The following is a 24,128-nucleotide window of genomic DNA, read 5'->3' as shown; positions in this document are numbered from 1 at the left end:
GATCCGATCAGGCCACGGATGGCTCGGGGCTCTCGACCTTCACGAGGAACGTCTGCGCGAGCGGTTCGGCGAGCGGCGTCATCCGCACCTCGACGCGAAGCCTGCCCGTGGCGCCGGGGAGGAACCAGACGAGGTGGTCGGGCGAATCGCACTCGGCGTCGACCGGCGTCCGGCTGGCCGCCGTGCGCCCGCCGACGGCGGCCCATGCCGCCTCGATCGTGGCCCGACGCTCGTCGTACGGCACGTCGAGGCCGACGTTCGTCGCGAGCACGGCCGACGCCGCGACATCCGACCAGTCGTTCACGAGCCCGCTGAGGGCGACGGATGCCTCGAGCGTCGCGGGCCATGGCGCCGGTGACGGCGACACGGGCGCTACGCGGTCGGCGGCGTCGAGCACGATCGCGAGCGCGAGCTCGGCCCCCTGGGAGACCCGCGCGTACGTCGCGTTCTCGAATGCCACGACGCCCAGGCCGGATGCCGCGTGCCAGCGCATGTGCGCGCTGAAGCCCGGGTATCCGCCCGAATGCGAGACGATCGCGCCGAACCGGTCGTCGAACTCCACGAAGAGGCCGAACCCGTAGCCGTACACCACCGGCGACGGCGGCGTCGGCGCTCCGGGCAGCGCCGGAGGGGTGTGACGCTTCGGGGCGACGCGCATGAGCTGCTGCATCTCCCGCCGGCTCGCCGCGCTGAGCGGCCCGCGCTCGGCGCCCGTCGACGCCTCGGCCAGCCAGCTCCCCCAGGCCGCGAGACTCGTCACAGAGGCGAAGAGTCCGCCGATCGCGGAGAAGACCCCGGGGCCGGTGAACGGGAGCGCGAGCCATCCGTTGCCCTCGACCCGGCGGTGACCCGTCGCGTACGGAACCGCCTCCTCGGCGGACAGCTCGAAGCGCATGTCGAGGCCGAGCGGCTCGATGAACTCGTGCGTCACGAAGTCGGTGAACGCGACGCCCGACACCCGCTCGATGATCTGGCCGAGCACGGCGTAGCCCAGGTTCGAGTACTCGAACCCGGTGCCTGGAACCGAGGCGCAGCGGATGCCGGCGGCCAGCGTGGCGCTGAACTCCTCGCGCGTCATCGACTCCTCGCGATCAGCCCACGGGTCGTCGGTCGGCAGGCCGCCCGACATGGTCATGAGCATGCGCACGGTCGGATCGACCTCGAGGTCGCCCGGAATCTCCGGCACGAACTCTGGCACGAACGAACGCGCCGTGGCGTCGAGGTCGAGCAGGCCGCGATCGCGCAGGAGGAGCAGTGCCGCCGCGGTGAAGCTCTTCGTGCAGCTCGCGATGCGGAACAGCGTGTCGGGGCCGGGTGCAGGGCGCGCAGGGTCCAGCGACGCGATGCCGGCACCGCCGCTCGCGACGACGCCGTCGCGATCGAACAGGGCCCAGCTCCCGCCCAGTGCCGTTGCGGCCTCGATGCGCTCGGCGAAGACGGCCTCGACGGCCTGCAGGGTGTCGGTTGCGACGGTCATTGCACTCCCTCATGCGGCCCCCGGTCGGGGGCCGCAACCAGCGTACAAGTCGGAGGATTCGCACGAGATCGTGGCGGGCGCCTGTCGCTCTCCGACAACGGGGCATGGTCTTCGGTGCGCAATCGTTGGCGATTCGCACACAACTTGTGGGGTGTACGTTGACGAAACCTCAGCCGCTGATACGTTCATGTCACTTCGGGGTCGCTCCGCTCCCCCGCGATGCCGATGTCGGCGTCGTCGGAGGCGAGCGCCCCGCGCCTCACGCGCTCGGCCCACCCTCCCCGAGCGACGGCGGCGGCCACGGCACCGGTCGCGAATCCTGCACCCCCATCTCGGCGCGCACTGTCGCGCGCCCGCACACCTGGAGTCTCAATGTCGAGAATCGAATCCGCCTCCGAGCACCAGCACGGCGCCGGTCTGAAGATCGCCGTCATCGTGCTCGCGCTCGCGCTCGCAACGATGACGACCCTGTTCCTGCTGACGACGAACAAGATCGCGGGCGGCTCCGCCGAGCTCGCGGCGGGCGCGACCGAGGTCAGCGACGGCTCGGAGCAGGTGGCGGCGGGCGCCGGCGACCTCTCGGCAGGGTCCGTCGACCTGAGCGAGGGTGCTGCGGACGCCGCCGCGGGCGCCGAGAAGCTCTCGGCCGGGGCGATCTCGGCAGCCCAGGGCGCCGAACGCCTCCGACTCGGTGCGGCGAAGGCCGCGACCGGTGCCGTGACGTTGGCCGAGGGAGCGGCGACCAGCGCGACCGGCGCCGCCGAACTCGCAGCGGGCGCCGACAAGGCCTCAGCGGGCTCCGTGAAGCTGTCGGACGGCATCACGCGTGCCGCTGCCGGTGCGACCGACGTGCGCAATGGCGTGTCGCTCGTGGCGGCGGCGAACGGGGAGATCGCCACCAAGTCCTCGACGCTCAGCCAGGGCGCACGCGGCATCGCCGGCGGAGCCGCGACGATCCGCGACGGTGTGCTCGCGGTCGACGCGGGCGTCGGAGCCCTTGCCGCAGGTGCAGTCGCGGTGCAGAAGGGCACCGACGTCGTCGAAGCCGGAATCGGCCAGGTCGGCGCCGGGGTCGACTCCCTGAAGACCGGCGCCTCCAGCCTCGCCATCGGCGCGGGCGAGCTGTCCATCGGGGCCCAGAAGCTGGCCGGAGCGAACACGTCGCTCGCCGACGGGATCGCCGCGCTTCGCGGCCAGCTCGCAGCATCGGGCGCACCCGACTCGGTGCTCGGGGCGCTCGACCAACTGCAGGCCGGGGCCGAGCAGGCGTCGAATGGCGCGACCGCCGTCGCAGGCGGCGCGAACGGGCTCGCCACCGGCGCTGCAAACCTCGAGGCCGGTGCGACCGCACTCGGCGGCGGCGTCGCCAAACTCGCCGACGGCGCGACGAAGCTCTCCACCGGTACGGACGACCTCGCGACCGGCGCCTCGACGCTCGGCGAGAAGATCGCACCGCTCACCGCAGGCTCGAAGACGCTCGCCGACAAGACCCTCGTGCTCGCGGCCGGCAGCAGCCTGCTCGCCGGCGGCACGGCCGAGCTGTTCGCCAAGACCGGCGACCTCGTCGCAGGCAGCGCCCGGTTGAACGCGGGCACCGCGGAGCTCGATCAGAAGGTCGACGAACTCGTCGCCGGCACCCAGAAGGTCGCGACCGGAGCGACGAGCCTGTCGTCGGGCGCCGACCGCCTCCTCGTCGGCGCCAACGACCTCTCGGCGGGCGCGGGCGCCCTCGGCACGGGTGCGGCGAACCTGGCCGCCGGCGCGGGAACCCTGCAGCGCGGCGCATCGGATCTGGCCGACGGCACGGGAACCCTCGCCGACGGCGCCGCGACCCTCTCGACCGGTGCAGGGGATCTCGCCGACGGCACCGCGGAGTTGAGCGACGGCAACGCGCTCGTCGCCGAGGGCAGTGCGACTCTCGCGAACGGCGCTGCGGGTGTCGCCCTCTCGAGCGTGATGCCGTGGCTGCTCGTCGCGCTCGGGCTCGGCGCGGCGGCGATCGCCGTGTGGATCACCCACCGCGTGCGGTTCGCCCGACGGGAGTCGGTCACCGCCTGAGCGATGCGACCGGCGTGAGCGGGTCAGTGGCCTCGGTCGTCTCGGCGACCGGGGCCATTTCCACGATCACCGGGAGCCTGGTCGTCAGGCGCCTGGTCGTCGGGAGCCTGGTCTTCGGGAGCCTGATCGTCGCCGATCTCCTCGCCGGTGTCGCCCTGCACCTCGGTGCTCCGGTCCGCTCGCGGCGCGACCGGAGTTCCGGGCGGAGCGACGGTGAACTCGGAACCGCCGTACTTCGCGGCCGCCACCGACATCACCATCGGCCACATGCGGTGGCGGGCGGTCGCAGCCGTGCCGGTGTCGAAGTCGATCCCTCGCTGGTTGGCATCGCCGTAGAGACTCACGACGCCGGCGACCGTCGCCACCTTGGAGCTGGCACCGGCCATCCAGGTGTCCTTGTTGCCGTCGGTCGTGCCGGTCTTGCCGATCAGCGGCACATGCGGCTCCACGTTCCGGTTCGACTCGGTCGCCGTTCCGCTCGTCATCACGAGCTGCATCGCGTAGTGCATCGCCGCAGCGACCTGGGGTGAGACCGCGGGCGTGCACTTCGATGCCGGAACCGGAACCTCGTTGCCGTTGCGATCGACGATCTTGTCGATCGCGACGGGCGTGCAGGCGACGCCGTTGTTCGCGATGCCGGCGAACGCCACGGCGAGACTGAGCGGCGCGACCTCGTTCGTGCCGAGCACCGACGAAGGACCCTGCACCAGCGGATCGCCGTCGGCGCGGTGCATGCCGAACGCCTCGGCGGTCTTGCGGATGCCGCAGAGATCGAGCTTCTTGGCCATGCCGAGGAAGCCGGTGTTGATCGAGCCGATCGTCGACTGGAGCGCCGTGTAGTTCGCGCCGGATTCGTTCGAGTCGTTCTTGGGATTCCATCCGGCATCGGCGACCACACCGCCGAGACAGCTGTCGGCGAACGCGCCCCAGTTGGACTTCGGACGGGAGTCAACGCGCTCGGTCAACGCGTGGCCCTCGTTCAGCCACTGCGCGAGCGTGAACACCTTGTAGGTCGACCCCGGCTGGAATCCGCTCGAACCGCCCTGCGTGTAGTCGGTGTTGTAGTTGATGCTCTCGAACTGGGGGCCGGAGTCGAGCACCTTCGGGTCCTGGCTGTACACCTTGTTCTGCGCCATCGCGAGCACGCGTCCGGTGCCCACCTCGACGCTCGAGATCACGCCGCCGACGTCCCACCCGGGGTACGTCTGCGGAACGTGCTGGGCGATCGCGTTCGCCGCGGCGTTCTGCAGGTCGAGATCGAGGGTGGTGTACACGTCGTAGCCGCCGCGACGGAAGTTGCGCATGCGCGTCTCCTCGTCTTCGCCGAACGTCGGATCCGTCTGCAGCACGTGCTTCACGTAGTCGCAGAAGTACGCCGACACCCCGGCGGTCTGGCACCCGGTGCTCGGCTCCTTGATGACCGGCTCGACGGGCGTGGCCATCGCCGTGTCGTACTCCTCCTGCGTGATCTTCTGCTCATCGCGCATGTGGAAGAGGATGTAATCGCGACGATCCTTGTTGCGCGCGTAGCCGTTCGCCGCGCCGTTCGTCTCGCTCTCGGGCTTGTCGAGTTGGAACTCGACCGGGTTGTTGACGATCGCGAGCAGCGACGCCGCCTGGGCGAGTGTGAGGTTCGCCGCGCTCGTCGAGAAGTAGTAGTTCGCCGCGGCCTCGATGCCGTAGACGGTGCCTCCGAAGCCTGCGATGTTCAGGTAGCCGAGCAGGATCTCGCTCTTCGAATACCGCTTCTCGACGCCGATCGCGAGGCGCATCTCCTTCAGCTTGCGCTCGATTCCCGCACTGCCGTCGGACTCCGTGGCCGACTCGTAGCATTTGGTCTTCTCGGCGTCGACGAGGAGCGCGCGGTCCTCGTAGGTGAGCGCCTCCACCTCTTCCTCGGTGAGGTCCTCGACGGCGGTGATGTGGGCGTCCGCTTCGCATTCCTGCACGCGGACGTTCTTGACGTACTGCTGCGCGATCGACGAGCCGCCCTGCGTGTCGCGCCCGGTGGCGGTCGTCATCGCCGCTCGGATGGTGCCCTGCAGGTCGACGCCGCCGTGGTCGTAGAACCGGGGGTCCTCACCGGCGATCGCGGCATCCTTCGCATATTGGTTGATCGCGTCCCAGCCGACCTCGACGCGATTCTGGTCGTAGAACGACGCCAGCAACTGCGCGGAACCGTCGGGAGCAGTCGCGTAGATGTTGCTCTTCTCCGAGAGTTCGTCGATCTCGAGGTATCCCGGAAGGTTCTCGAACATGCCGATGCTTCCGGATGCCGCGATGCCCACGGTCGCGATCGCGGGCGTCACTCCGGCGACGACGAGCATGGCGGCACCGACGCTCGCCGCGATGAGTCCCACGAAGCCGCCGATGACGCCGAGCGGCGTTCGCGTCTCCTGGAAGTCACGATTCCGCATGTTCCCAGAACCCATGGCTCACCCAATCCCCTGCGGCGTCTCGCGATCGCGTTCGAGCCAGTAGGGAGACTCGATCTGTGCCGACACACTCAATGGAATCGCAGCGCACCTCGGAAGTCCAGCCCACATGCCGGTCTTCGGGAACCGTCTGTCCCGGAAAACGAAAAAGGCCCGGATGACCGGGCCTTCTTCTCACAATTCTGGCTGGGGTACCTGGACTCGAACCAAGAACAACGGTACCAGAAACCGCCGTGTTGCCAATTACACCATACCCCAATGGCTGAAACCGAAGTCCCGCGCCGACATGTAACTCTAGCCTACGGCGCGACGCCCGCCAAACTGAGCAGCGCTCACCCGGCGGGCGCCCGCGCGCGTCAGGCGAGCAGCGCCGTCAGACGGTCGATGCGCTCGATCGAGTCGAGCTTGCCGAGGATCTGCATGGACTCGAAGAGCGGCGGGGAGATGCGACGGCCGGAGATCGCCGTGCGCACCGCTCCGAAGGCGACGCGCGGCTTCAGCGCGAGGCCGTCGACGAGGGCCGCTCGCAGCGCCTCCTCGATCTGCTCGTGCGTCCACTCCCCGGCGGGCAGCCGGTCGAGCGCCTCGCGCGCCGCAGCGAGCACCGCGGGGGCATCGGCCGTGAGCGCGGCGACCGCGGCCTCGTCGAACTCGAGGCCCGCGGCATCTGTGAACAGGAAGCCGAGCATGCCGGGAGCCTCGCCCAGCAGGGCGATGCGCTCCTGGACGAGCGGTGCCCCCTCGGCGAGCACTGCCTCTTCACCCGGCGTGATCGGGATGGAGACGGCACCGGCCGCCTGCAGGTACGGCACGGTGCGCGCGGCGAAGTCGGCGACGTCGAGCTGACGGATGTGGTCGCCGTTGATCGCCTCGGCCTTCTTCAGGTCGAACCGGGCTGGGTTCGGGTTCACGTTCGCGACGTCGAACGCGGCGATGAGCTCGTCGCGCGAGAACACGTCGCGATCCGCCGAGAATCCCCAGCCGAGGAGCGCGAGGTAGTTGATGAGGCCCTCGGGGATGAACCCGCGGTCGCGGTGGTGGAACAGGTTCGACTCGGGATCGCGCTTGGAGAGCTTCTTGTTGCCCTCGCCCATGACGTAGGGCAGGTGGCCGAAGCGCGGCACGAACGAGGTCACGCCGATGTCGATGAGCGCGTGGTAGAGCGCGATCTGACGCGGCGTCGACGAGAGCAGGTCTTCGCCGCGGAGCACGTCGGTGATGCCCATGAGCGCGTCGTCGACCGGGTTCACGAAGGTGTAGAGCGGCGCGCCGTTGGGGCGCACGACGACGAAGTCGATCGTCGACCCCACCGGGAAGTCGATGCGGCCGCGCACGAGGTCGTCGAAGCCGAGGTCGACCTCGGGCACGCGGAGGCGCAGGGCGGGCGCGCGGCCCTCGGCGCGGAACGCCGCCTTCTGCTCCTCGGTGAGGTCGCGGTCGAAGTTGTCGTATCCGAGCTGCTTCGGACGACCGTTCGCCTCGTTGCGAGCATCGATCTCCTCGGCCGTCGAGAACGACTCGTAGAGGTGACCCGAGGCCTTCAGCCGCTCGACGACCTCGAGGTAGATCTCACCGCGCTGCGACTGCCGGTAGGGGCCGTGCGGGCCGCCGACGTCGATGCCCTCGTCCCACGTGAGGCCGAGCCACGTGAGTGCGTCGAGGATCTGCGCGTAGCTCTCCTCGCTGTCGCGGGCGGCGTCGGTGTCTTCGATGCGGAACACGAAGGTGCCGCCGGTGTGGCGCGCGTAGGCCCAGTTGAACAGGGCGGTGCGCACGAGGCCGACGTGCGGCGTGCCGGTCGGCGATGGGCAGAAGCGCACACGGATGTCGCCACCGGTGGCCGTGGTCGTGGGGTGAGCTGTCTCAGACATACGCCTCAATGCTACCGAGCGGCGAGGGATTCGAGCGCGGCGATCGCCGCACCGACGGCGGGCACCCGCTCGGCGCCGCGCGCGGTCACGAGGTGCAGCGAGCGCACGTCGGCGCGCGCGGTCGGCCTGGCCACCACGTTCTCGTGCCTCGGCGATGCGGCGAGCGCGAGTGCCGGCAGCAGCGCCACCCCGAGCCCCTGCGCGACCATGCCCTCGACGGCCACGAAGTTGTCGGTCTCGAAGGCGATGCGCGGCACGAACCCAGCGGCGTCCGCGAGCTCCAGCAGGTGCCCGCGACACCTGGGGCAGCCGGCGATCCACGGCTCGTCGCGCAGCATGCCGAGATCGACGAAGTCGGATGCCGCGGCGGCATGACCGGCGGGCAGCACGAGCCGCATCGGCTCGTCGCCGTACACGCGCACATCGAGTCCGCGCGCGCTCGCCTGGTGCGGGTCGTCGCGATCGCCCGGGTAGCTGAACGTGATCGCGAGGTCGGCCTGGTCGGCGCGCACGGCCCGCACCGCCTCGGGCGGCTCGGCCTCGACGTAGGTGACGTCGATGCCGGGGTGGGCGGCGGCGAGCGCCGCGATGAGCCGCGGCACGAGCGTCGCCGAGGCGGACGGGAAGGCCACGAGCCGCACACGTCCGGCACGGAGCCCACGGAGTTCGGCGAGCTCTCCGGCCGCCGCCTCGAGCGCCGTGGCGACGTCCTGCGCATGGCGCGCGAGCACCCGGCCCGACTCCGTCAGCCGGATGCCGCGACCCACTCGCTCCACGAGCGCGATGCCGGTGCGATCCTCGAACCGGCGCAACTGCTGGCTCACGGCGGGTTGGCTGTAGCCGAGCCACTCGGCGGCCGCGGTGAGCGAGCCGTGCTCGGCGATCTGGTGCACGACGCGCACGGTCTGCAGGTCGAGGGCTGCGGCGAGGGCGTCGATCGAGGCATCCGACATGTCTGAATCATAACCTCAGCGCATGTGTGTGATCATTCGCCGGGCCTTGTCGAATGAATCAGACTCGCTGAGACTGGATCCATGCACCACACTCGCGAGCGGTACGCCGCAGGACGCGGCTACCTCGCCGCCTGCACCATGGGCCTGCCGGCCGACGTCACTCGCGACGCCGTACGACGCGACCTCGAGTCCTGGTCGGCGGGCACGGCGTGCGGCGTCGAGTACGGGAGGATCCACGACCGCGCCCGGGGTCACGCGGCAACGCTGCTCGGCCGCGCGCCGAGCGAGATCGCCACCGGCTCGCAGGTCTCGGTCTTCGCCGGGTTCGTGGCCGCCTCGGCACCTGCCGGCGCCGAGATCGTGTGCGTCGACGGCGACTTCTCGTCGGTGATCGGCCCGTTCCTGGCCCGAGGCGACCTGCGTGTGCGCCACGTGCCGCTGGCCGAGCTCGCGGGCGCGGTGAGCGACTCGACCTGGCTCGTCTCCTACTCGCTCGTGCAGTCGGCGACGGGTGAGGTCGCCGACGCGGCATCCGTCGCCGCAGCGGCACGTGCCGCCGGCGCGCTGACGCTCGTCGACACGACCCAGGCCACCGGCTGGATGCCGACCGATGCGATCGACGCCGACGTCGTGATCTGCCACGCGTACAAGTGGCTGTCGGCGCCTCGCGGGGCCGCCTTCGCCGCCTTCTCGACCCGAGCGGTCGACGAGCTGACGCCGCACGCGGCCGGCTGGTACTCGGGCGACGACCCGTGGGCCTCGTGCTACGGCCCCGAGCTGCACCTCGCCGCGGGCGCGCAGCGCTTCGACGTCTCCCCCGCCTGGCAGGCCTGGGCGGGAGCGGAGGCGGCCCTCGAGCTCGCCGCATCGCTCGACATGGCAGAGGTGCGCCGGCACGACGTCGGGCTCGCGAACGCGTTCCGCGCGCGGCTCGACCTGGCCCCGTCCGACAGCGCGATCGTGGCGTGGCCCGACCTCGACGGCAGCGCGCTGGCCGCGCTCGGCGCCGCCGGCATCACCGCGTCAGGGCGCGCCGGTCGGGCCCGCGTCGCCTTCCACGTGTGGAACGACGACGAGGACGTCGACCTCGCGGCATCCGCTCTCGGTCGCTGATCGCGCGTCCGGCGCCTCGCTCGCGAAGTGACGCGGATCGCTGTTCAGCGCGCCTCTCCGCGTCGATTCGCGTCACGTGACGGCGGGTCGCGTCAGTTCGCCGAGCGCACCGGGTTCGACAGCGTGCCGAGCCCGGTGATGTCGACCTCGACCGTGTCGCCGTCGGCGATCGGCCCGACGCCGGCGGGCGTGCCCGTGAGGATGACGTCGCCGGGCAGCAGGGTGAACACGCTCGACGCGTAGGCGATGATCGACGCGACCGAGTGCACCATGTCGGAGAGGTTGCCCGTCTGGCGGCGCTCGCCGTTCACGCTCGTCTCGATCGTGGCGGTCTCGAAGTCGACGTGGGTGTCGATCACTGGTCCGAGCGGGCAGAACGAGTCGAAGCCCTTTGCGCGGGCCCATTGGCCGTCGCGCTGCTGCAGGTCGCGGGCCGTGACGTCGTTCGCGATCGTGTAGCCGAAGATGTAGTCTTCCGCGTCGTCTTCGGAGACGTTCTTCGCGATGCGCCCGATGATGACCGCGAGCTCACCCTCGTGCTCGACCCGCTCGCTCTGCTTCGGCAGCACGATCGCGTCGCCGGGGCCGACCACCGAGGTGTTCGGCTTCAGGAACAGCAACGGCTCGGCCGGCGCCTCGCCGCCCATCTCCTCGGCGTGGTCGCGGTAGTTCTTGCCGACCGCGACGACCTTCGAGCGAGGGATCACCGGTGCGAGCAGCTTCGCATCGGTGAGCTTGACGCGCTCGCCGGTGGGCTCGTAGCCCGCGAACATGGGGTCGGCCTTCAGCACGACGAGCTCGTGCTCCTCTTCGTCGACGATGCCGAATGCGATGGTGTCGTCGTGGCTGAAACGCGCGATCTTCATGCGTTCAGCCTACCCACGGGCCCGCGCGCCGAGTCGCAGGACCGCCCTCGGGACACGCCGCACCGGGGCGGCGTGTCGTGCGAAACGTCCTGCGACTCAGCGACGCGACCCGGTCGGAACGGCCTCGGCGGGGGCATCCGGGATGAGTCGCTTGCCGAGGCTCGTGACGTCGTCGGCCTGGTAGCCGAGGCTGCGGTAGAACGCGATCACGCCGGCGTTCGTCGACCGGACCTGCAGGTTCAGCTTCGGGCAGCCGCGTTCGGCGAGGAGCCGCTCGGCCTCCGCCATGAGCAGCGCCCCGAGTCGCTCGCCGCGCCGGTCGAGGTCGACCGCGAGGTAGTTGACCCAGCCCCGATGGCCGTCGTAGCCGACCATCGCCGTCGCCACGACGGCGCCGTCGGACTCCCCCACCAGGAAGAGCTCGGGCTGCACGGTGAGCTTGCGCTCGATGTCGCGATACGGGTCGTTCCACGGCACGACGAGGCCTGCCGAACGCCACAGGGCGACGACCGGCTCGGTGTCGGCGACGTCGAACGGGCGGATGCGGATGCCGCCGTCAGCCGGGCCGCCGGTCATGCGTCGAGACGGGTGAGCCATCCGTGGCGGTCTTCGACGCGGCCGTACTGGATGTCGGTGAGCTCCCGGCGCAGCGAGAGCGCCAGCTCGGATGCCCCGGCTCCCGTGTGCACGATCTCGAAGTCGGTGCCGAGCAGACGCCCGATGGGCACGACGACCGCGGCGGTGCCGCAGGCGAAGGCGCCGACGATCTCGCCGGAGTCGGCACCGCTGCGCCACTCGTCGAGCGAGATGGCGCGTCGCTCGACCGCGTGGCCGCGATCGGTCGCGAGCTGCAGGATCGAGTCGCGCGTGATGCCCTCGAGGATCGAGGGCGACTCGGGAGTGACGAGCGTGCCGTCGCGCTTGACGAGCACGATGTTCATGCCGCCGAGCTCTTCGAGGTTGCCGGCGTCGTCGAGGAAGGCGACCTGCTGGCATCCCTTCTCGTATGCCTCGGCCTGCGGCAGCAGGCTCGACGCGTAGTTGCCGCCGGTCTTGGCCGCTCCGGTGCCGCCCTTGCCTGCACGGGCGTAGTCGGTGGAGAGCCAGATGCTGACGGGCTCGACGCCGCCGGGGAAGTAGGCTCCCGCCGGGCTCGCGATCACGTAGTAGGCGACCTTCTTCGCGGGACGCACTCCGAGGAACGCCTCTTTCGCGAACATGAACGGCCGCAGGTAGAGGCTCGTCTCGGGCGCGCTCGGCACCCAGTCCGCGTCGACGGCGATGATCTGCTTGAGCGACTCGATGAAGATGTCGCTCGGCAGCTCGGGCAGCGCCATGCGACGGGCCGAGCGCTGCATGCGGGCGGCGTTCTCGAACGGCCGGAAGGTGTGGATCGAGCCGTCGGCGTGACGGTAGGCCTTCATGCCCTCGAAGATCTCCTGCGCGTAGTGCAGCACCGCGGCGGCGGGATCGAGCGAGATCGGGCCGTAGGGCGAGACGCGCGGGCGGTGCCAGCCGCCCTTCTCCGACCAGCAGATGTCGACCATGTGGTCGGTGAAGTGATTGCCGAAGCCGGGGTCGGCGAGCACCGCCTCGCGTTCGGCGGGCGTCTTCGCCTCGCCGTTGCGGATGACCTGCCAGATGAGACCGGCTGCCGACGGGGCCTGGAGCGGGAGGTTGATCGTCATGAGTTTCGTCCTTCGATGCGCTGGGATCAGTCGAGTGCGCCGATGCGTGCGGCGATGGCGTCGCCGACCTCGGAGGTCGTGCGCCGGGAGTCGCCGCGTTCGGCGATGTCGGCGACGACCGCCCGCTGCACCTTCTGCGCGGCCTCGGCCCGGCCGAGGTGGTCGAGGAGGAGGGCCACGGAGAGGATCGCGGCGGTCGGGTCGGCGATGCCCTGGCCGGCGATGTCGGGTGCCGAGCCGTGCACCGGCTCGAACATGCTCGGGAACCGGCCGTCGGGGTTGATGTTGCCCGACGCCGCGAGGCCGATGCCGCCGCTGATGGCGCCGGCGAGGTCGGTGAGGATGTCGCCGAAGAGGTTGTCGGTGACGATGACGTCGAAGCGCGCGGGGTCGGTGACCAGGAAGATCGTCGCCGCGTCGACGTGCAGGTAATCGACCGCGACATCGGGGAACTCGGCCGCCACGGCGTCGACCGTGCGCTTCCACAGCGAGCCGGCGAAGACGAGCACGTTGGTCTTGTGCACGAGCGTGAGCTTCTTGCGAGGGCGAGCGGATGCCGCGGCGAACGCGTAGCGCACGACGCGCTCGACACCGTAGGCGGTGTTGACCGAGACCTCGTTGGCGACCTCGGCCGGAGTGCCGACGCGGATCGCGCCGCCGTTGCCGACATACGGGCCCTCGGTGCCCTCGCGCACGACGACGAAGTCGATGTCGCCAGGGGCTGCGAGCGGACTCGCGACGCCGGGGTAGAGCACCGACGGGCGGAGGTTCACGTAGTGGTCGAGCTCGAAGCGGAGCTTCAGCAGCAGGCCGCGCTCGATGTTCGCACCCGCCAGACGCGGGTCGCCGGGCACGCCGCCGACCGCCCCGAGCAGGATCGCGTCGTGGCCCTTGATCGCCGCGAGGTCGTCGTCGGTCAGCACGTCGCCGGTCGCGAGGTAGCGGGCGGCGCCCAGGGAGAACTCGGTCTGCTCGAACGCGACCCCCGACCCCTCGGTTGCCGCAGCGAGCGCCTTCAGCGCCTGCCCGACGACTTCAGGGCCGATCCCGTCACCGGGAATGACCGCGAGCTTGACCGTGTCCACCATGAATGCTCCTTCGTGCGCCAGCCCTTCCAGCGTACTGGCCGCGCGCGCACGTGACACCCGCGCGACGACGCAGTCACTCACTCGTGTGCGGCCGCGCCCTTCGGGTTGCGAAGGGCCAGCACTGCCACCACGGCGGCGGCGACCATGAGTGCGACGCCGATGAGCGAGGTGATCACGACGCCCTCATCGAACGCCAGGGCCGCGGATGCCGCGAGCTGATCGCCGATCGCAGTGGGCAGCTGTTCGGCGACCGTTGCGGCGCCGGCGAGCGTCTCGCTCGCGGTGGCGGCCTGCGCGGCGGTCAGCCCGTTGGGCAGCACGATCGCGGCGCTGTAGTGGGCGGCGAGGATCGAGCCCAGCACGGCGGTGCCCAGGACGGCGCCGAGCTCGTACGCGGTCTCGGAGACGGCGGAGGCGGCGCCCGCCTTCTCGGGCGGTGCGCTCGAGAGGATGAGCTCGTTCGAGACGGTCTCCGCCGCGCCGATGCCGACGCCGAGCATCATGAAGGCGATGACGACGGGCGCGATCGAGTCGGCGGTCGCGAAGCACGCGATGACGGCGTAGCCGCCGGCCGACAGCAGCAGCGCGACCGGCACGAGCACCCGCGGTCGCACGCGCCGGGCGATCGGCACGACGGCGAGACCCGCGATGATCATCGCGACGAGTCCCGGCAGCAGCGCGAGTCCCGCTGCGACCGGACTCAGCCCGGCGATGAGCTGGAGGTGCTGCGACACGAAGTAGAGGAAGCCGACCAGCGCGATGACGCTGAAGAGGTTCACGAGCACGGCGCCGCCGAACGAGCCCTGTCGGAACAGCCGCACGTCGAGCATCGGCGAGCGGCTCTTCAACTGACGGCGCACGAACCAGATTCCGCAGAACAGGCCGAAGACGATCGCCTGGATGCCGAAGCCCGCGAGCCCCTCGGTGGCGAGCGACTTGATGCCGAACACGACCGGCACCATCGCGGCGAGCGAGAGCAGGGTGCTCGGGATGTCGATGCGTCCGGGCGCGGGGTCGCGGCTCTCGGGGATGAGGAGCGGCACGAGGATCAGAAGCGGCACCAGCACGGGCACGGCGAGCAGGAACACCGACCCCCAGTGGAAGTGCTCGATCAGCACGCCGCCGACGAGTGGGCCGAGGGCGCTGCCGGCGGCGAAGCCGGAGGCCCAGATCGCGATCGCGAGGCGGCGCTGCTCGCGCTCGACGAAGACGGTGCGCAGCAGCGACAGGGTCGAGGGCATGAGCATCGCGCCGAAGAAGCCGAGCGCGGCACGCGAGGCGATGAGCGCCTCCGCGGTCGGCGCGAACGCGGCGACGACCGAGAGCACGGCGAAGCCGACCGATCCGATGAGCAGCATTCGGCGGCGGCCGTAGCGGTCGCCCGCACTGCCCATCGCGACGAGGAGTCCGGCGAGCACGAGCGGGTAGGCGTCGATGATCCAGAGCTGCTGGGCGGCGGTCGGCGCGAGGTCGAGCGAGATCGCGGGCAGCGCGAAGCTCAGCACCGTGTTGTCGACCGAGACGAGCAGCACGGGCAGCATGAGCACCGCGAGCGCGAACCAGGCGCGCCGGGGCGCGCGAGCGGTCGGCGTATCGGGAGCCGGTGCAGCGGTCGTCTCGTTCGTGTGCAGTGCGGTCTGGTTGGTGTCTGTCATCTCAGGCTCGTTCGTCTCAGGCGGTTACTGTACCGTCCAGTTGGTATAGTAACAGACATGCCCGAAGCGTCGTCAGTCCTCCCCCGATCAGCCAGACTGAGATCATGAGTCGCCCGCCCGCCGCCCGAGAAGCCGTGCTCGACGCGTTCGAGCGCATCATCATCGCCGACGGCGAGCGGCACGCCACGCTCGATGCCACCGCACGAGCGGCCGGAGTCTCGAAGGGCGGCCTGCTCTACCACTTCGGTTCGCGGCACGCGCTCATCGCCGGCCTCATCGAGCGCCTGCACCGCCTCGTCGACGAGGACGTCGCCCGCATCCATTCGGCACCCGACGGACCGATCTCGTACTTCGTGCGCTCATCGGTCGACGTCGAGTCGGCGATCGACCACAGCTTCGTCGCCACGGTGCGGCTCGCGCAGGGCGGCGACCGTCAGGCCGCCGCCGCGATCGACGCCGTGCGCTCGCGCTGGCTCGAGGAGATGGGGCGGCACATCGACGACCCCGCGCTCGCCCTCGCGATCACGCTCATCGGCGACGGCCTCTACTACCACTCGGCGCTGCGCGCCGAGGTCGACGCGTCGACGCTCGAGACGGACGACATCGGACCGGCGCAGATGGACGCGCTCGTCGCCCTGCTCGAGCGCATCGCGCAGACCGGCAGCTAGACGACGGATGCCCCGGCGCGCGCTGCAGGCAGCGGCACGCCGGGGCATCCGGTCGTTCGGAACGCGCTACTCGGTGATGTCGACCTCGACGAAGAGGCTCGCGTCGATCGCCTCGCGCACGCGCTCGAGCACGTCGGCGGGCACCGGGGAGTCGACGGTCAGCACGCTGAGCGCCTGCCCGCCCGCCTCGTGGCGTGCGATCTGCATGCCGGCGATGTTGATGCCGGCCTCGCCGAACTCGCGGCCGTAGACCGCGACGATGCCGGGGCGGTCGGCGTACTCCATGACGATGTGGGTCGTCGCGATCGGCACCTCGAGCTCGAAGCCGTTGACGGCCACGAGCTTCTCGATCTGCTTCGGACCGGTGAGCGTGCCCGAGACCGAGACCTGGCGGCCGTCGGCGAGCGCACCCGTCAGCGAGATCACGTTGCGGTACTCGGGCGACTCCGCCGCCGTGATGAGGCGCACGTCGAGGCCGCGCTGCTCGGCGAGCAGCGGCGCGTTCACGTACGAGACGGTCTCGCTGACGACGTTGGTGAAGACGCCCTTCAGGGCCGCGAGCTTCAGGGCGCTCACGTCGTAGTCGACGAGCTCGCCGCGCACCTCGACGTCGAGGCTCGTGAGCGGGCCGTTGGCGATGCCGGCGAAGAGCTGGCCGAGCTTCTCGACGAGCGGGATGCCGGGGCGCACGTACGGGTCGATGACCCCGCCTGCGACGTTGACCGCGTCGGGCACGAGCTCGCCGGCGAGGGCGAGCCGCACCGACTTCGCGACCGAGACGCCCGCCTTCTCTTGAGCCTCGTCGGTCGAGGCGCCGAGGTGCGGCGTCACGACGATGTTCGGCAGGCCGAGGAGCGGCGAATCGCGCGGCGGCTCGGAGACGAAGACGTCGACGGCCGCACCAGCGATCGTGCGGTTGACGAGCGCGTCGTGCAGTGCGTCCTCATCGATGAGCCCGCCGCGTGCGACGTTCACGATGAAGGCGGTCGGCTTCATGCGGGCGAACTGCTCGGTGCCGATCATGCCGGTCGTCTCGGGCGTCTTCGGCATGTGGATCGTGATGAAGTCGCTCTGCTCGAGCAGTTCGTCGAGGCTCACGGTCTGCACGCCGAGCTGCTGCGCGCGCGCAGCGGTGATGTACGGGTCGTAGGCGATCACGTTGGTGCCGAACGCCTGCAGGCGAGCGGCGATGAGCGCGCCGATGCGGCCGAGGCCGATGATGCCGATCGTCTTCTCGTAGAGCTCGACGCCGGTGTAGGCCGAACGCTTCCACTCCCCCTGCGCGAGCGCGGAGTGCGCCGCAGGGATGTGACGGGCGAGGCTCAGGATGTGGCCGACGGTCAGCTCAGCGGCAGAGATGATGTTCGACGTCGGCGCGTTCACGACCATGACGCCGGCCGCGGTGGCGGCCTTGATGTCGACGTTGTCGAGGCCGACGCCGGCACGGGCGACGACCTTCAGCTTCGGCGCGGCGGCGATCGCCTCCGCGTCGACCTTGGTCGCGGAACGCACGAGGATGGCGTCGGCATCGGCCAGGGCTGCGAGCAGCGCGGGCCGGTCGGTGCCGTCGACGGATCTGACGTCGAAGTCGGGACCGAGGGCCTCGACGGTGGCGGGCGAGAGTTCTTCGGCGATCAGCACGACCGGCTTTGACACGAACGATTCCTTCGGGGTGATGCGCGCGCACGACACTGCGACTTGCGGTGGGATGCGCCACACGCCTTCGGGGCGCCTACCCGTTCACTCTACTGGAGCGCGCATTCCGCGCCCGTTGTGTGACGCCGCGTGCATCAGGAGAGGTCGAGACCGCCGAGCTCGAAGAACGCGGAGACATCGGCGGCGAGCACCTGCACGAGCGCGAAGCCCGCGAGGAAGAGCACGACCTGCGCGAGCGGAGCGCGATGCCGGCCGAGCCAGAACGCCGTGCCGAACACGAGGAGCGGCACCGCGATGCCGACCACGAGCAGCGCCCACCCGCCACCGGTGATCGCGACGCCGAGCTCGTTCGCCGTGATGTTCAACCCGACGAGGTTGCCGACGGCCTCCCAGACGTCGTAGGCGTAGAAGACGCCGAAGACCACGGCGATCGTGATCGCCAGCCAGAGCGGCGTCGCCGAACGGACCGGCGTCCGGTCGACGCCCGCCGCGGTCGGCCCGGTGGGAGTGGGCCCGGTGGGTACGGATGCCTCGGTCATCTCAACCTCGCAGCAGGAACGGAACGGGAACGAGCAGCACGGCGCCGGCGATCAGCCAGATGAGCCGCGCGCGCCGGTTGCCCGACGCGAGCCACAGCACCGCGCCGAACCACAGGGGCGCCGCGAGCACGGCGAACCAGCTGCCGAGCTCGTACATGAACTGCGCGACGGGGTCGGCGAAGAGCGGCGCGGCGCCGAGCGCCGAGACCAGCCACCCGATCGCATAGAGCAGGTAGACGCCGCCCAGCACTCCGAGCACGACGAGTTCGGCCGAGCCGGTCTGCGCCGGGGCATCCGTCGTGTCGGCTTCGTCGACGGATGCCGCGACGTCGCGCTCGTCGGTGGGGTCCGCCGCGACGGGCCCGGGTTCCGCAGGTGCGGGCGCGCCGACGGTCTTCCAGCCGGGCGCGAGCGTCTGGTCGTCGTCGCCCTCCCAACGGAGCGCGTCGTCGTCGTCGGTGTCGCGGGTCATGAGCACCACATTAGCGATCGCCGAGGGGCGCCAGGCGGTCGCGGCACCCGGTCAGCGTCGAACGGAGCCGGCGGCCTCGACAGCCGCAGCGACGAGGGCGGCATCCGTCATGTCGAATCCGTCGACGCCGCCGCCGGGGCCGCTCGCTCCCCCGCGGGTCGCGGTGCCTCGCGCCGAGAGGTGCACGGCGTCGATTCCGGCGGCTGCGAGTGCGGGGATGTCGTCGATGCGCACCCCGCCGCCCGCCATGATCTCGAGCGGACCCGAGTCCGCGGCCATGCGCGCGAGCGTCGCGAGGCCGGCGCGGCAGTCGGGTGATCCGCCCGAGGTGAGCACCCTGCGCACGCCGAGTGCGTGCAGCGCGGCGACCGAGCCGAGCGGGTCGGAGCTCGCGTCGACGGCGCGGTGCACCGTGACGTCGAGGCCGGCCGCGGCGTCGACGAATCGCCGCACGGCCTCGAGGTCGACGTCGCCCGCGTCGGTGAGTGCGCCGACGACGACGCCGTCGGCACCGGCGGTCGCAGCGGCGCGGATGTCCCGGACGATCGTGTCGAGCTCGTCGGCGTCGTAGACGAACCCGCCGCCGCGGGGCCGCACGAGCACGTGCACGAACGCCGGCACCCCGCACTCGCGTGCGGTGCCCGCCGCGGCCTCGATGAGACCGGCGGACGGCGTGAGCCCGCCGAGGCCGAGCGCCTGGCAGAGCTCGACGCGCGCGGCGCCCGCGGCGAGGGCGACGCGCACCCCCGCGACATCCTGGACGGCGATCTCGACCGGCAGTGTTCGTGGCATTCCCGACACGCTACCCGTTCGCCGGGCGCTCCCCGTTCGCCGGGCGCCGGCGACTCACGACTGCGTCGCGCACCACGCCGATCGCGCGGCGACCGCGCCGCGCACGAGCTGGACGTCGGTGCGGTCGACCGTCTCGGCGCCGCCGCCCGGACCGCTCGGCGCGGGATCGATCACCGAGCGCCGAGCCGACAGGTGCACGGCGGCGAGTCCGAGGTCGAGCAGCGCGGGGATGTCGACCGCGGCGACGCCGCCCCCGGCCATGACCTCGAGGCGGCCGCCGGCGGCCGCCTGCATCGCGGCGAGCTCGTCGACCCCGTCGATGCTGCGACGTGCGGCACCCGAGGTCAGCACGCGCGAGATGCCGAGCTGCGCGAGCGTGTCGATCAGCCCGCTCGGTCGCGCGACGGTGTCGATCGCGCGGTGGAAGGTCGTGTGCAGTCCGTCGGCCGCCTCGATCAACCGGGCGACGACGGGTTCGTCGACGGTGCCGTCTGGGCGCATCGCCCCGATCACGACACCGGCGATCCCGGTCGAGCGCAGGGCGCGGATGTCGCGGACCATCGCCGACACCTCGCGGGCGTCGTAGACGAATCCACCGGCGCGCGAGCGCACGAGCACGTGCACGGCATGGTCGGCACCGAGGCCGCGCGCGGCCTCGACCGACTCGAGCACGGTGCCGATCGACGGTGTGAGGCCGCCGGTGACGAGGGCGCTGCACAGCTCGACGCGATCGGCGCCGGCGGCGATCGCGACCGCGGTGCCGCCGGCGTCCTGCACCGCGATCTCGACGGCGGGCACGGTCACGACCGGTCGAGCGTTCACGGCGTCACGCGGGCGACGGCGATCGGCTCGCCACGCAGCGCTTCGGGGATCGACACGGTTGCCCCGGCGCTCGACGACTCGACGGCGGCATCGCCCGCGCCCAGCCAGGTCACGCGCCCGGCACCCGCGAGCTCGGACGGCAGGCGGAGCTCGCCGGCGGCCGGATCGATCGCGTGCACGAAGACGTCGCCGCCGTTCGCCGTGTACGAGGCGGGCGCGCCGATGCGGTCGCCGGCGCGGAGCCACGGGCGCGTGCCGTAGACGGCGTCGCCGTTGACCTCGAGCCAGCGGCCCATCGCGCTCATGCTCGCTGCCTGGAGCTCGGGGATCGAGCCGTCGGCACGGGGTCCGACGTTGATGAGCAGGTTGCCGTTCTTCGAGACCACGTCGACGAGCAGACGCACGAGCGCGTCGCCCGACAGCGAGTGCTCCGGGCCCTCGGCCTCGTTGTAGCCGAACGAGAACCCGAGACCGCGCGTGGACTCCCACGGCGACTCGACGATGTCCTCGACGTGCGTGTACTCGCGCGTCAGGAACCCGTGGTACGGCACGCCCCAGCGGTCGTTGACGACCCCCGACGGCACGCGCTCGAGGTAGCGCTCGAGGAGCGCCGCGACCGCGAACTCGTCACGGCCCTTGCCGCCGTCGGGCCAGTCGATGTCGTTCCAGAGGATGTCGGGGCTGAACCGTTCGACCAGCTCCTCCAGCTGCGCGGCCGAGTAGCGCGAGAAGCGCTCGTCGTTCCGGCGGTAGCGGAAGAGGTCGGTGTCCGACTCGATCGGCGGGAAGTCGCTGACGTGCCAGTCGAGCGCACCCGAGAAGTAGACGCCGAACTTCGCACCCGCGGCGCGCGTGGCGTCGTGGAACTCGCGGATGAGGTCGCGGCGGGGTCCGCGGCGTGCGGCGTTGAAGGCCGTCGTCTCGGTGTCCCACAGGCAGAAGCCCTCGTGGTGCTTCGTGGTGGGGATCACGTACCGGGCGCCCGCCGAGACGAGCGAGCCGACGAACGCATCGGCGTCGAAGGTCGAGGCGTCCCAACGGTCGGCGAGGTCCTCGTAGCTCGTGCCGGTGCCGTAGACGTCCTGGTGGCGCTGCCACGTCGGGCTGCCCGCGATACGCACGGTGTTGCCGTACCACTCGGCGTACTGGTGGTGCGCGTACGCGTCCTCGGTGGGCACGCCGCGGCCGTCGTGCGGGGTTCCCCACGCCGGCACCGAGTAGAGGCCCCAGTGCACGAAGAAGCCCAGCTTCGCGTCGCGGTACCACTCGGGCACGCCTGCGGCCGGATAGACGGGGGCGTCGGCACCGAAGTCGGGGCCGATGCGGGTCTCGAAGTTCAGCATGTCGTTCCTGTTCGGGGTGTCAGCGGGTGTCAGCGGGTCGGTCGACGGGTCACGAGGGCGACGAGCGCGGGCTCAGGGGCATCCGTCTCGAAGGGGAAGACCCCGGGCGCGAGGCGACGGTGTCCGAGACGCAGCAGGTCCTGGTCGACGCCGCCGGGAGTCAGCGCGAGCTTCCAGCCCTGCGCGAGTTCGTAGAGCTCGGGCTCGAGGTAGCCGATCTTCACGACGACGATGTCGGCCGCGTGCGGGTCGAGCCCGAGCATCGTGAAGTCGGCGAGGTGGTGGAAGGGCTTGCGCCGCTCGGTGATGATCGCGTGCACGCCGCCGGCCTTGATGACGACCTGCGTCCCGGCGTCCGCGTCGCCGTCGGTGATGGAGAACACGGTTCCCGCGATCGGCACCGGGCCCGACGGCCCGCCGTCGACGCGACCACCGACGAGCACGGCGATCTCTCCGCCCACGCCGGCCTTCCTGGCGACCTCGACGGCGGCCGGGTCGAAGATCGACGCGTGGATGACGGTGAGGTCGCCGCCTGCGAACTCCGGCCGGTCGAGCAGTTGCCCGAGGGTCCACGAGACGTCGCCGGCGCCGCCGGCGGTGGGGTTGTCGCCCGAGTCGGAGATCAGGTACGGCCGTTCGTCGGTCGCGGCGAGCGCGGCGTCGATCGACTCGGCCAGCGGCAGGGCGTCGGCGACGAACTCGAAGTCGTCGCGGGCGTCCCAGTAGGCGCGGGCGAGCCGCTCGGCCTCGGCGGCGATGACCTGCCGGTCGTCGCCGGTGACGACGACGGCGGCCTGGCAGCGGGGCTCGTCGGCCCAGGCGTACCCGACCCACACGGCGGCATCGACGACGCCCGCCGTGTGCTCGGCCACCGGGACCTCGGCGTAGATGCCGCGCGCGGGCTCGAGACGGGTGCTCGTCTTCTCGCCGGGCAGCAGCACGGGCACCTGCAGCCAGGCCTTGTACGGGCGGCGCTCGAGCACGTCGGCGCCGACGGAGGAACGCAGGCGGGTGAGCAGGTTGAACACCGCCCGCTCCTTGGTGTTCCACACGTCCTCATGGGGAGCCATGCGGTAGCAGGTGATGAGGTCGACCGCGTCGAGCAGCTCGCGCGAGACGTTGCCGTGCAGGTCCATCGACGTCGAGACGAGCGTGGCGTCGCCGAGCTCGGCGCGCACCGCACGGGCCAGGTCGGCCTCGGCGTCGACCATGCCGACGACGCTCATCGCGCCGTGGATGTCGAAGAAGAAGCCGTCGAACGGCCCCTGGGCGCGGATGCCGGCGATGATCGCACGCTTCATCCGCTCGTACGTCTCGGGGGCGACCGCGCCGCCCGGCAGCGAGCGGCCGTGGGTCAGCGGCACCCATTCGGCAGCACCGCGCAGCTCCGATCCTTCGGAGAGGAACGGGTAGTAGGCCATCAGCGCGCCGCCCTCGCGGACGGTGAACGCCTCGTCGCCGCTCAGGTGCGGCGAGAAGGTGCTCGACTCGATCGAGATGCCGGCGATGCCGATGCGGGGCCGAGCGAGTCCGCCCGGTTCCACGGCGCCGAGCGGCCCCATCCAGATCTCGGATGCCTCCGGCGCGGTGGTCGCTGCGTCGTTCACGTTCTGCTCCTCGGTGGTGTTCTGCATCGGTCTCGGCTCACGCCGTCATGCCGACGGGCGATGCCGGTGCGGCATCCGCTTCGGTGTCGAAGACGATCGCGGCCGGATCGTCGGCGAGCGGCCAGGCGAGCGCCGCGGCACCGAGTGCGACGGCGCGACCGCCGAGCAGCGCCGGGTGCACGGTGAGGGCGATGCCCGAGACCGGCTCGTTCTGCGCGAGGGTCCTGGACAGCGAGGGCTCGAGCACGTCCCACGCCTCGCGCACTCCCCCGCCGACGACGACGTTGACGACGTCGAGGAGGTTCGCGGCGGTGGCGATCGCCAGGCCGAGCGCGTGGCCCGCGGCGTCGAAGACCGCCGTGGCGTCGGCGTCGCCGACTCGTGCGAGCTCGGCGATCTCGAACCCCGGGGTGCCGACTGCGCCGACCCGTTCGGCGTAGCGGGCCTCGATCGAGCGTCCGGAGGCGAGCGTCTCGAGATGGCCGACCTGCCCGCAGGTGCACACGAGGTCGCTGTAGCCGGGCGTGTGGCCGATCTCGCCGGCCGCGCCGTGCGGGCCGCCCATGATGCGGCCGTCCATTGCGATCGCGCCGCCCACGCCCGTGCCGAGCGTGATGCCGATGGCATGCTCCGAGCCGGCGACCGAGCCCCAGCGGAGCTCGCCCATCAGGAACGCGTTCACGTCGTTCTCGGCCGAGACCGGCACGCCGAGCGCCGTCGACAGCTCCGGTCCGATGGCGTAGCCGACCCAGTCGGTGAACGACTCGGATGCCGCGCGCACCGTGCCGCTGGCCTGGTCGATGACGCCCGCGGCGCCGACGCCGGCGGCGACCGCGGTGAGCCCGGAGCTCTGCTCCAGCGAGCGGACGAGTGCAGCGGCGGCCGCCGTCATCGCGGCACCGCCCTCCCGAGCCGGCGCCGGAACGACGCCTGCCGCGAGAACGTCTCCCGAACGGTCGCAGAGCACCGCCGAGATCTTGGTGCCGCCGATGTCGAGACCGGCGACCACGTGGTGGGAAGACATG

20 protein-coding genes and 1 tRNA gene are annotated in these 24,128 nt (G+C 71.3%); 3 read left to right on the top strand and 18 right to left on the bottom strand.

Features of this window, described 5'->3' with window-relative positions; translation table 11 throughout:
- Positions 1-7: 7 nt before the first annotated feature.
- The gene (locus BUR99_RS01935) at positions 8-1,477 is read right to left on the bottom strand and encodes a serine hydrolase domain-containing protein (RefSeq protein WP_074258681.1); all 1,470 of its coding nucleotides are present in this window, start codon (positions 1,475-1,477) and stop codon (positions 8-10) included.
- A 372-nt stretch (positions 1,478-1,849) separates the two neighbouring features.
- On the opposite strand from BUR99_RS01935, the gene BUR99_RS01930 reads away from it, so the two are divergent.
- Entirely contained in the window at positions 1,850-3,535 is a 1,686-nt protein-coding gene (locus BUR99_RS01930; protein ID WP_074258680.1) for a YhgE/Pip domain-containing protein, read from the top strand.
- Between the two features lie 23 nt (positions 3,536-3,558).
- On the opposite strand, the gene BUR99_RS01925 is transcribed toward BUR99_RS01930, so the two are convergent.
- The 4 genes from BUR99_RS01925 to BUR99_RS01910 form a co-directional block, all read right to left on the bottom strand.
- A complete protein-coding gene (locus tag BUR99_RS01925; protein WP_074258679.1) occupies positions 3,559-5,952 on the bottom strand; it encodes a transglycosylase domain-containing protein in 2,394 nt (797 codons plus the stop codon).
- Between the two features lie 201 nt (positions 5,953-6,153).
- Positions 6,154-6,228, bottom strand: a tRNA-Gln gene (locus BUR99_RS01920).
- A 98-nt stretch (positions 6,229-6,326) separates the two neighbouring features.
- Positions 6,327-7,841, bottom strand: coding sequence for a glutamate--tRNA ligase (gene gltX, locus BUR99_RS01915; RefSeq protein WP_074258678.1), 1,515 nt, complete (start codon positions 7,839-7,841; stop codon positions 6,327-6,329).
- An 11-nt stretch (positions 7,842-7,852) separates the two neighbouring features.
- Complete coding sequence (locus tag BUR99_RS01910) at positions 7,853-8,794, bottom strand: LysR family transcriptional regulator (RefSeq protein WP_074258677.1); 942 nt, start codon at positions 8,792-8,794, stop codon at positions 7,853-7,855.
- Positions 8,795-8,875: 81 nt separating this feature from the next.
- On the opposite strand from BUR99_RS01910, the gene BUR99_RS01905 reads away from it, so the two are divergent.
- Complete coding sequence (locus BUR99_RS01905) at positions 8,876-9,907, top strand: aminotransferase class V-fold PLP-dependent enzyme (RefSeq protein WP_074258676.1); 1,032 nt, start codon at positions 8,876-8,878, stop codon at positions 9,905-9,907.
- 92 nt (positions 9,908-9,999) lie between these two features.
- Here the strand turns inward: BUR99_RS01905 and BUR99_RS01900 are convergent, their stop codons facing one another.
- The 5 genes from BUR99_RS01900 to BUR99_RS01880 all read right to left on the bottom strand — a co-directional run bounded on the left by BUR99_RS01900 (position 10,000) and on the right by BUR99_RS01880 (position 15,204).
- Entirely contained in the window at positions 10,000-10,773 is a 774-nt protein-coding gene (locus BUR99_RS01900) for a fumarylacetoacetate hydrolase family protein (RefSeq protein WP_074258675.1), read from the bottom strand.
- Between the two features lie 96 nt (positions 10,774-10,869).
- Positions 10,870-11,349 (bottom strand): GNAT family acetyltransferase, encoded by a 480-nt coding sequence (locus BUR99_RS01895; RefSeq protein WP_200802648.1) that lies wholly within the window; start codon positions 11,347-11,349, stop codon positions 10,870-10,872.
- Positions 11,346-12,461, bottom strand: coding sequence for a branched-chain amino acid aminotransferase (locus BUR99_RS01890; protein WP_074258674.1), 1,116 nt, complete (start codon positions 12,459-12,461; stop codon positions 11,346-11,348). Before BUR99_RS01890 ends, BUR99_RS01895 begins: the two co-directional genes overlap by 4 nt.
- 26 nt (positions 12,462-12,487) lie before the next feature.
- Positions 12,488-13,549, bottom strand: a complete 1,062-nt coding sequence (locus BUR99_RS01885; protein ID WP_074258673.1) for a 3-isopropylmalate dehydrogenase — start codon at positions 13,547-13,549, stop codon at positions 12,488-12,490.
- A 77-nt stretch (positions 13,550-13,626) separates the two neighbouring features.
- Complete coding sequence (locus BUR99_RS01880) at positions 13,627-15,204, bottom strand: MFS transporter (RefSeq protein ID WP_084183526.1); 1,578 nt, start codon at positions 15,202-15,204, stop codon at positions 13,627-13,629.
- 104 nt (positions 15,205-15,308) lie between these two features.
- On the opposite strand from BUR99_RS01880, the gene BUR99_RS01875 reads away from it, so the two are divergent.
- A complete protein-coding gene (locus BUR99_RS01875; protein ID WP_074258672.1) occupies positions 15,309-15,872 on the top strand; it encodes a TetR/AcrR family transcriptional regulator in 564 nt (187 codons plus the stop codon).
- 66 nt (positions 15,873-15,938) lie between these two features.
- On the opposite strand, the gene serA is transcribed toward BUR99_RS01875, so the two are convergent.
- The 8 genes from serA to BUR99_RS01835 all read right to left on the bottom strand — a co-directional run bounded on the left by serA (position 15,939) and on the right by BUR99_RS01835 (position 24,127).
- On the bottom strand, positions 15,939-17,528 hold the full coding sequence (gene serA, locus BUR99_RS01870; RefSeq protein ID WP_074259417.1) for a phosphoglycerate dehydrogenase: 1,590 nt from the start codon (positions 17,526-17,528) through the stop codon (positions 15,939-15,941).
- 134 nt (positions 17,529-17,662) lie between these two features.
- On the bottom strand, positions 17,663-18,067 hold the full coding sequence (locus BUR99_RS01865) for a hypothetical protein (RefSeq protein WP_074258671.1): 405 nt from the start codon (positions 18,065-18,067) through the stop codon (positions 17,663-17,665).
- 1 nt (position 18,068) lies between these two features.
- Positions 18,069-18,539 carry a hypothetical protein gene (locus BUR99_RS01860; protein ID WP_074259416.1) on the bottom strand — a complete coding sequence of 157 codons (471 nt, stop codon included), beginning with the start codon at positions 18,537-18,539 and terminating at the stop codon, positions 18,069-18,071.
- A 51-nt stretch (positions 18,540-18,590) separates the two neighbouring features.
- Entirely contained in the window at positions 18,591-19,331 is a 741-nt protein-coding gene (locus BUR99_RS01855) for a copper homeostasis protein CutC (protein WP_074258670.1), read from the bottom strand.
- A gap of 54 nt (positions 19,332-19,385) precedes the next feature.
- Positions 19,386-20,153 (bottom strand): copper homeostasis protein CutC, encoded by a 768-nt coding sequence (locus tag BUR99_RS01850; RefSeq protein WP_234980710.1) that lies wholly within the window; start codon positions 20,151-20,153, stop codon positions 19,386-19,388.
- Positions 20,150-21,496 (bottom strand): alpha-L-fucosidase, encoded by a 1,347-nt coding sequence (locus BUR99_RS01845; RefSeq protein WP_074258669.1) that lies wholly within the window; start codon positions 21,494-21,496, stop codon positions 20,150-20,152. Before BUR99_RS01845 ends, BUR99_RS01850 begins: the two co-directional genes overlap by 4 nt.
- 29 nt (positions 21,497-21,525) lie before the next feature.
- Positions 21,526-23,058 carry a M81 family metallopeptidase gene (locus tag BUR99_RS01840; RefSeq protein ID WP_084183655.1) on the bottom strand — a complete coding sequence of 511 codons (1,533 nt, stop codon included), beginning with the start codon at positions 23,056-23,058 and terminating at the stop codon, positions 21,526-21,528.
- Positions 23,059-23,140: 82 nt separating this feature from the next.
- Positions 23,141-24,127, bottom strand: coding sequence for an ROK family protein (locus BUR99_RS01835; RefSeq protein ID WP_084183524.1), 987 nt, complete (start codon positions 24,125-24,127; stop codon positions 23,141-23,143).
- Position 24,128 lies beyond the last annotated feature (1 nt).

It is taken from the genome of Agromyces cerinus subsp. cerinus, from assembly GCF_900142065.1.
In the GTDB taxonomy this organism is placed as follows: domain Bacteria; phylum Actinomycetota; class Actinomycetes; order Actinomycetales; family Microbacteriaceae; genus Agromyces; species Agromyces cerinus.
Note: the sequence above shows the minus strand (reverse complement) of the source record. Positions and strands in the feature narration are given on the sequence as shown.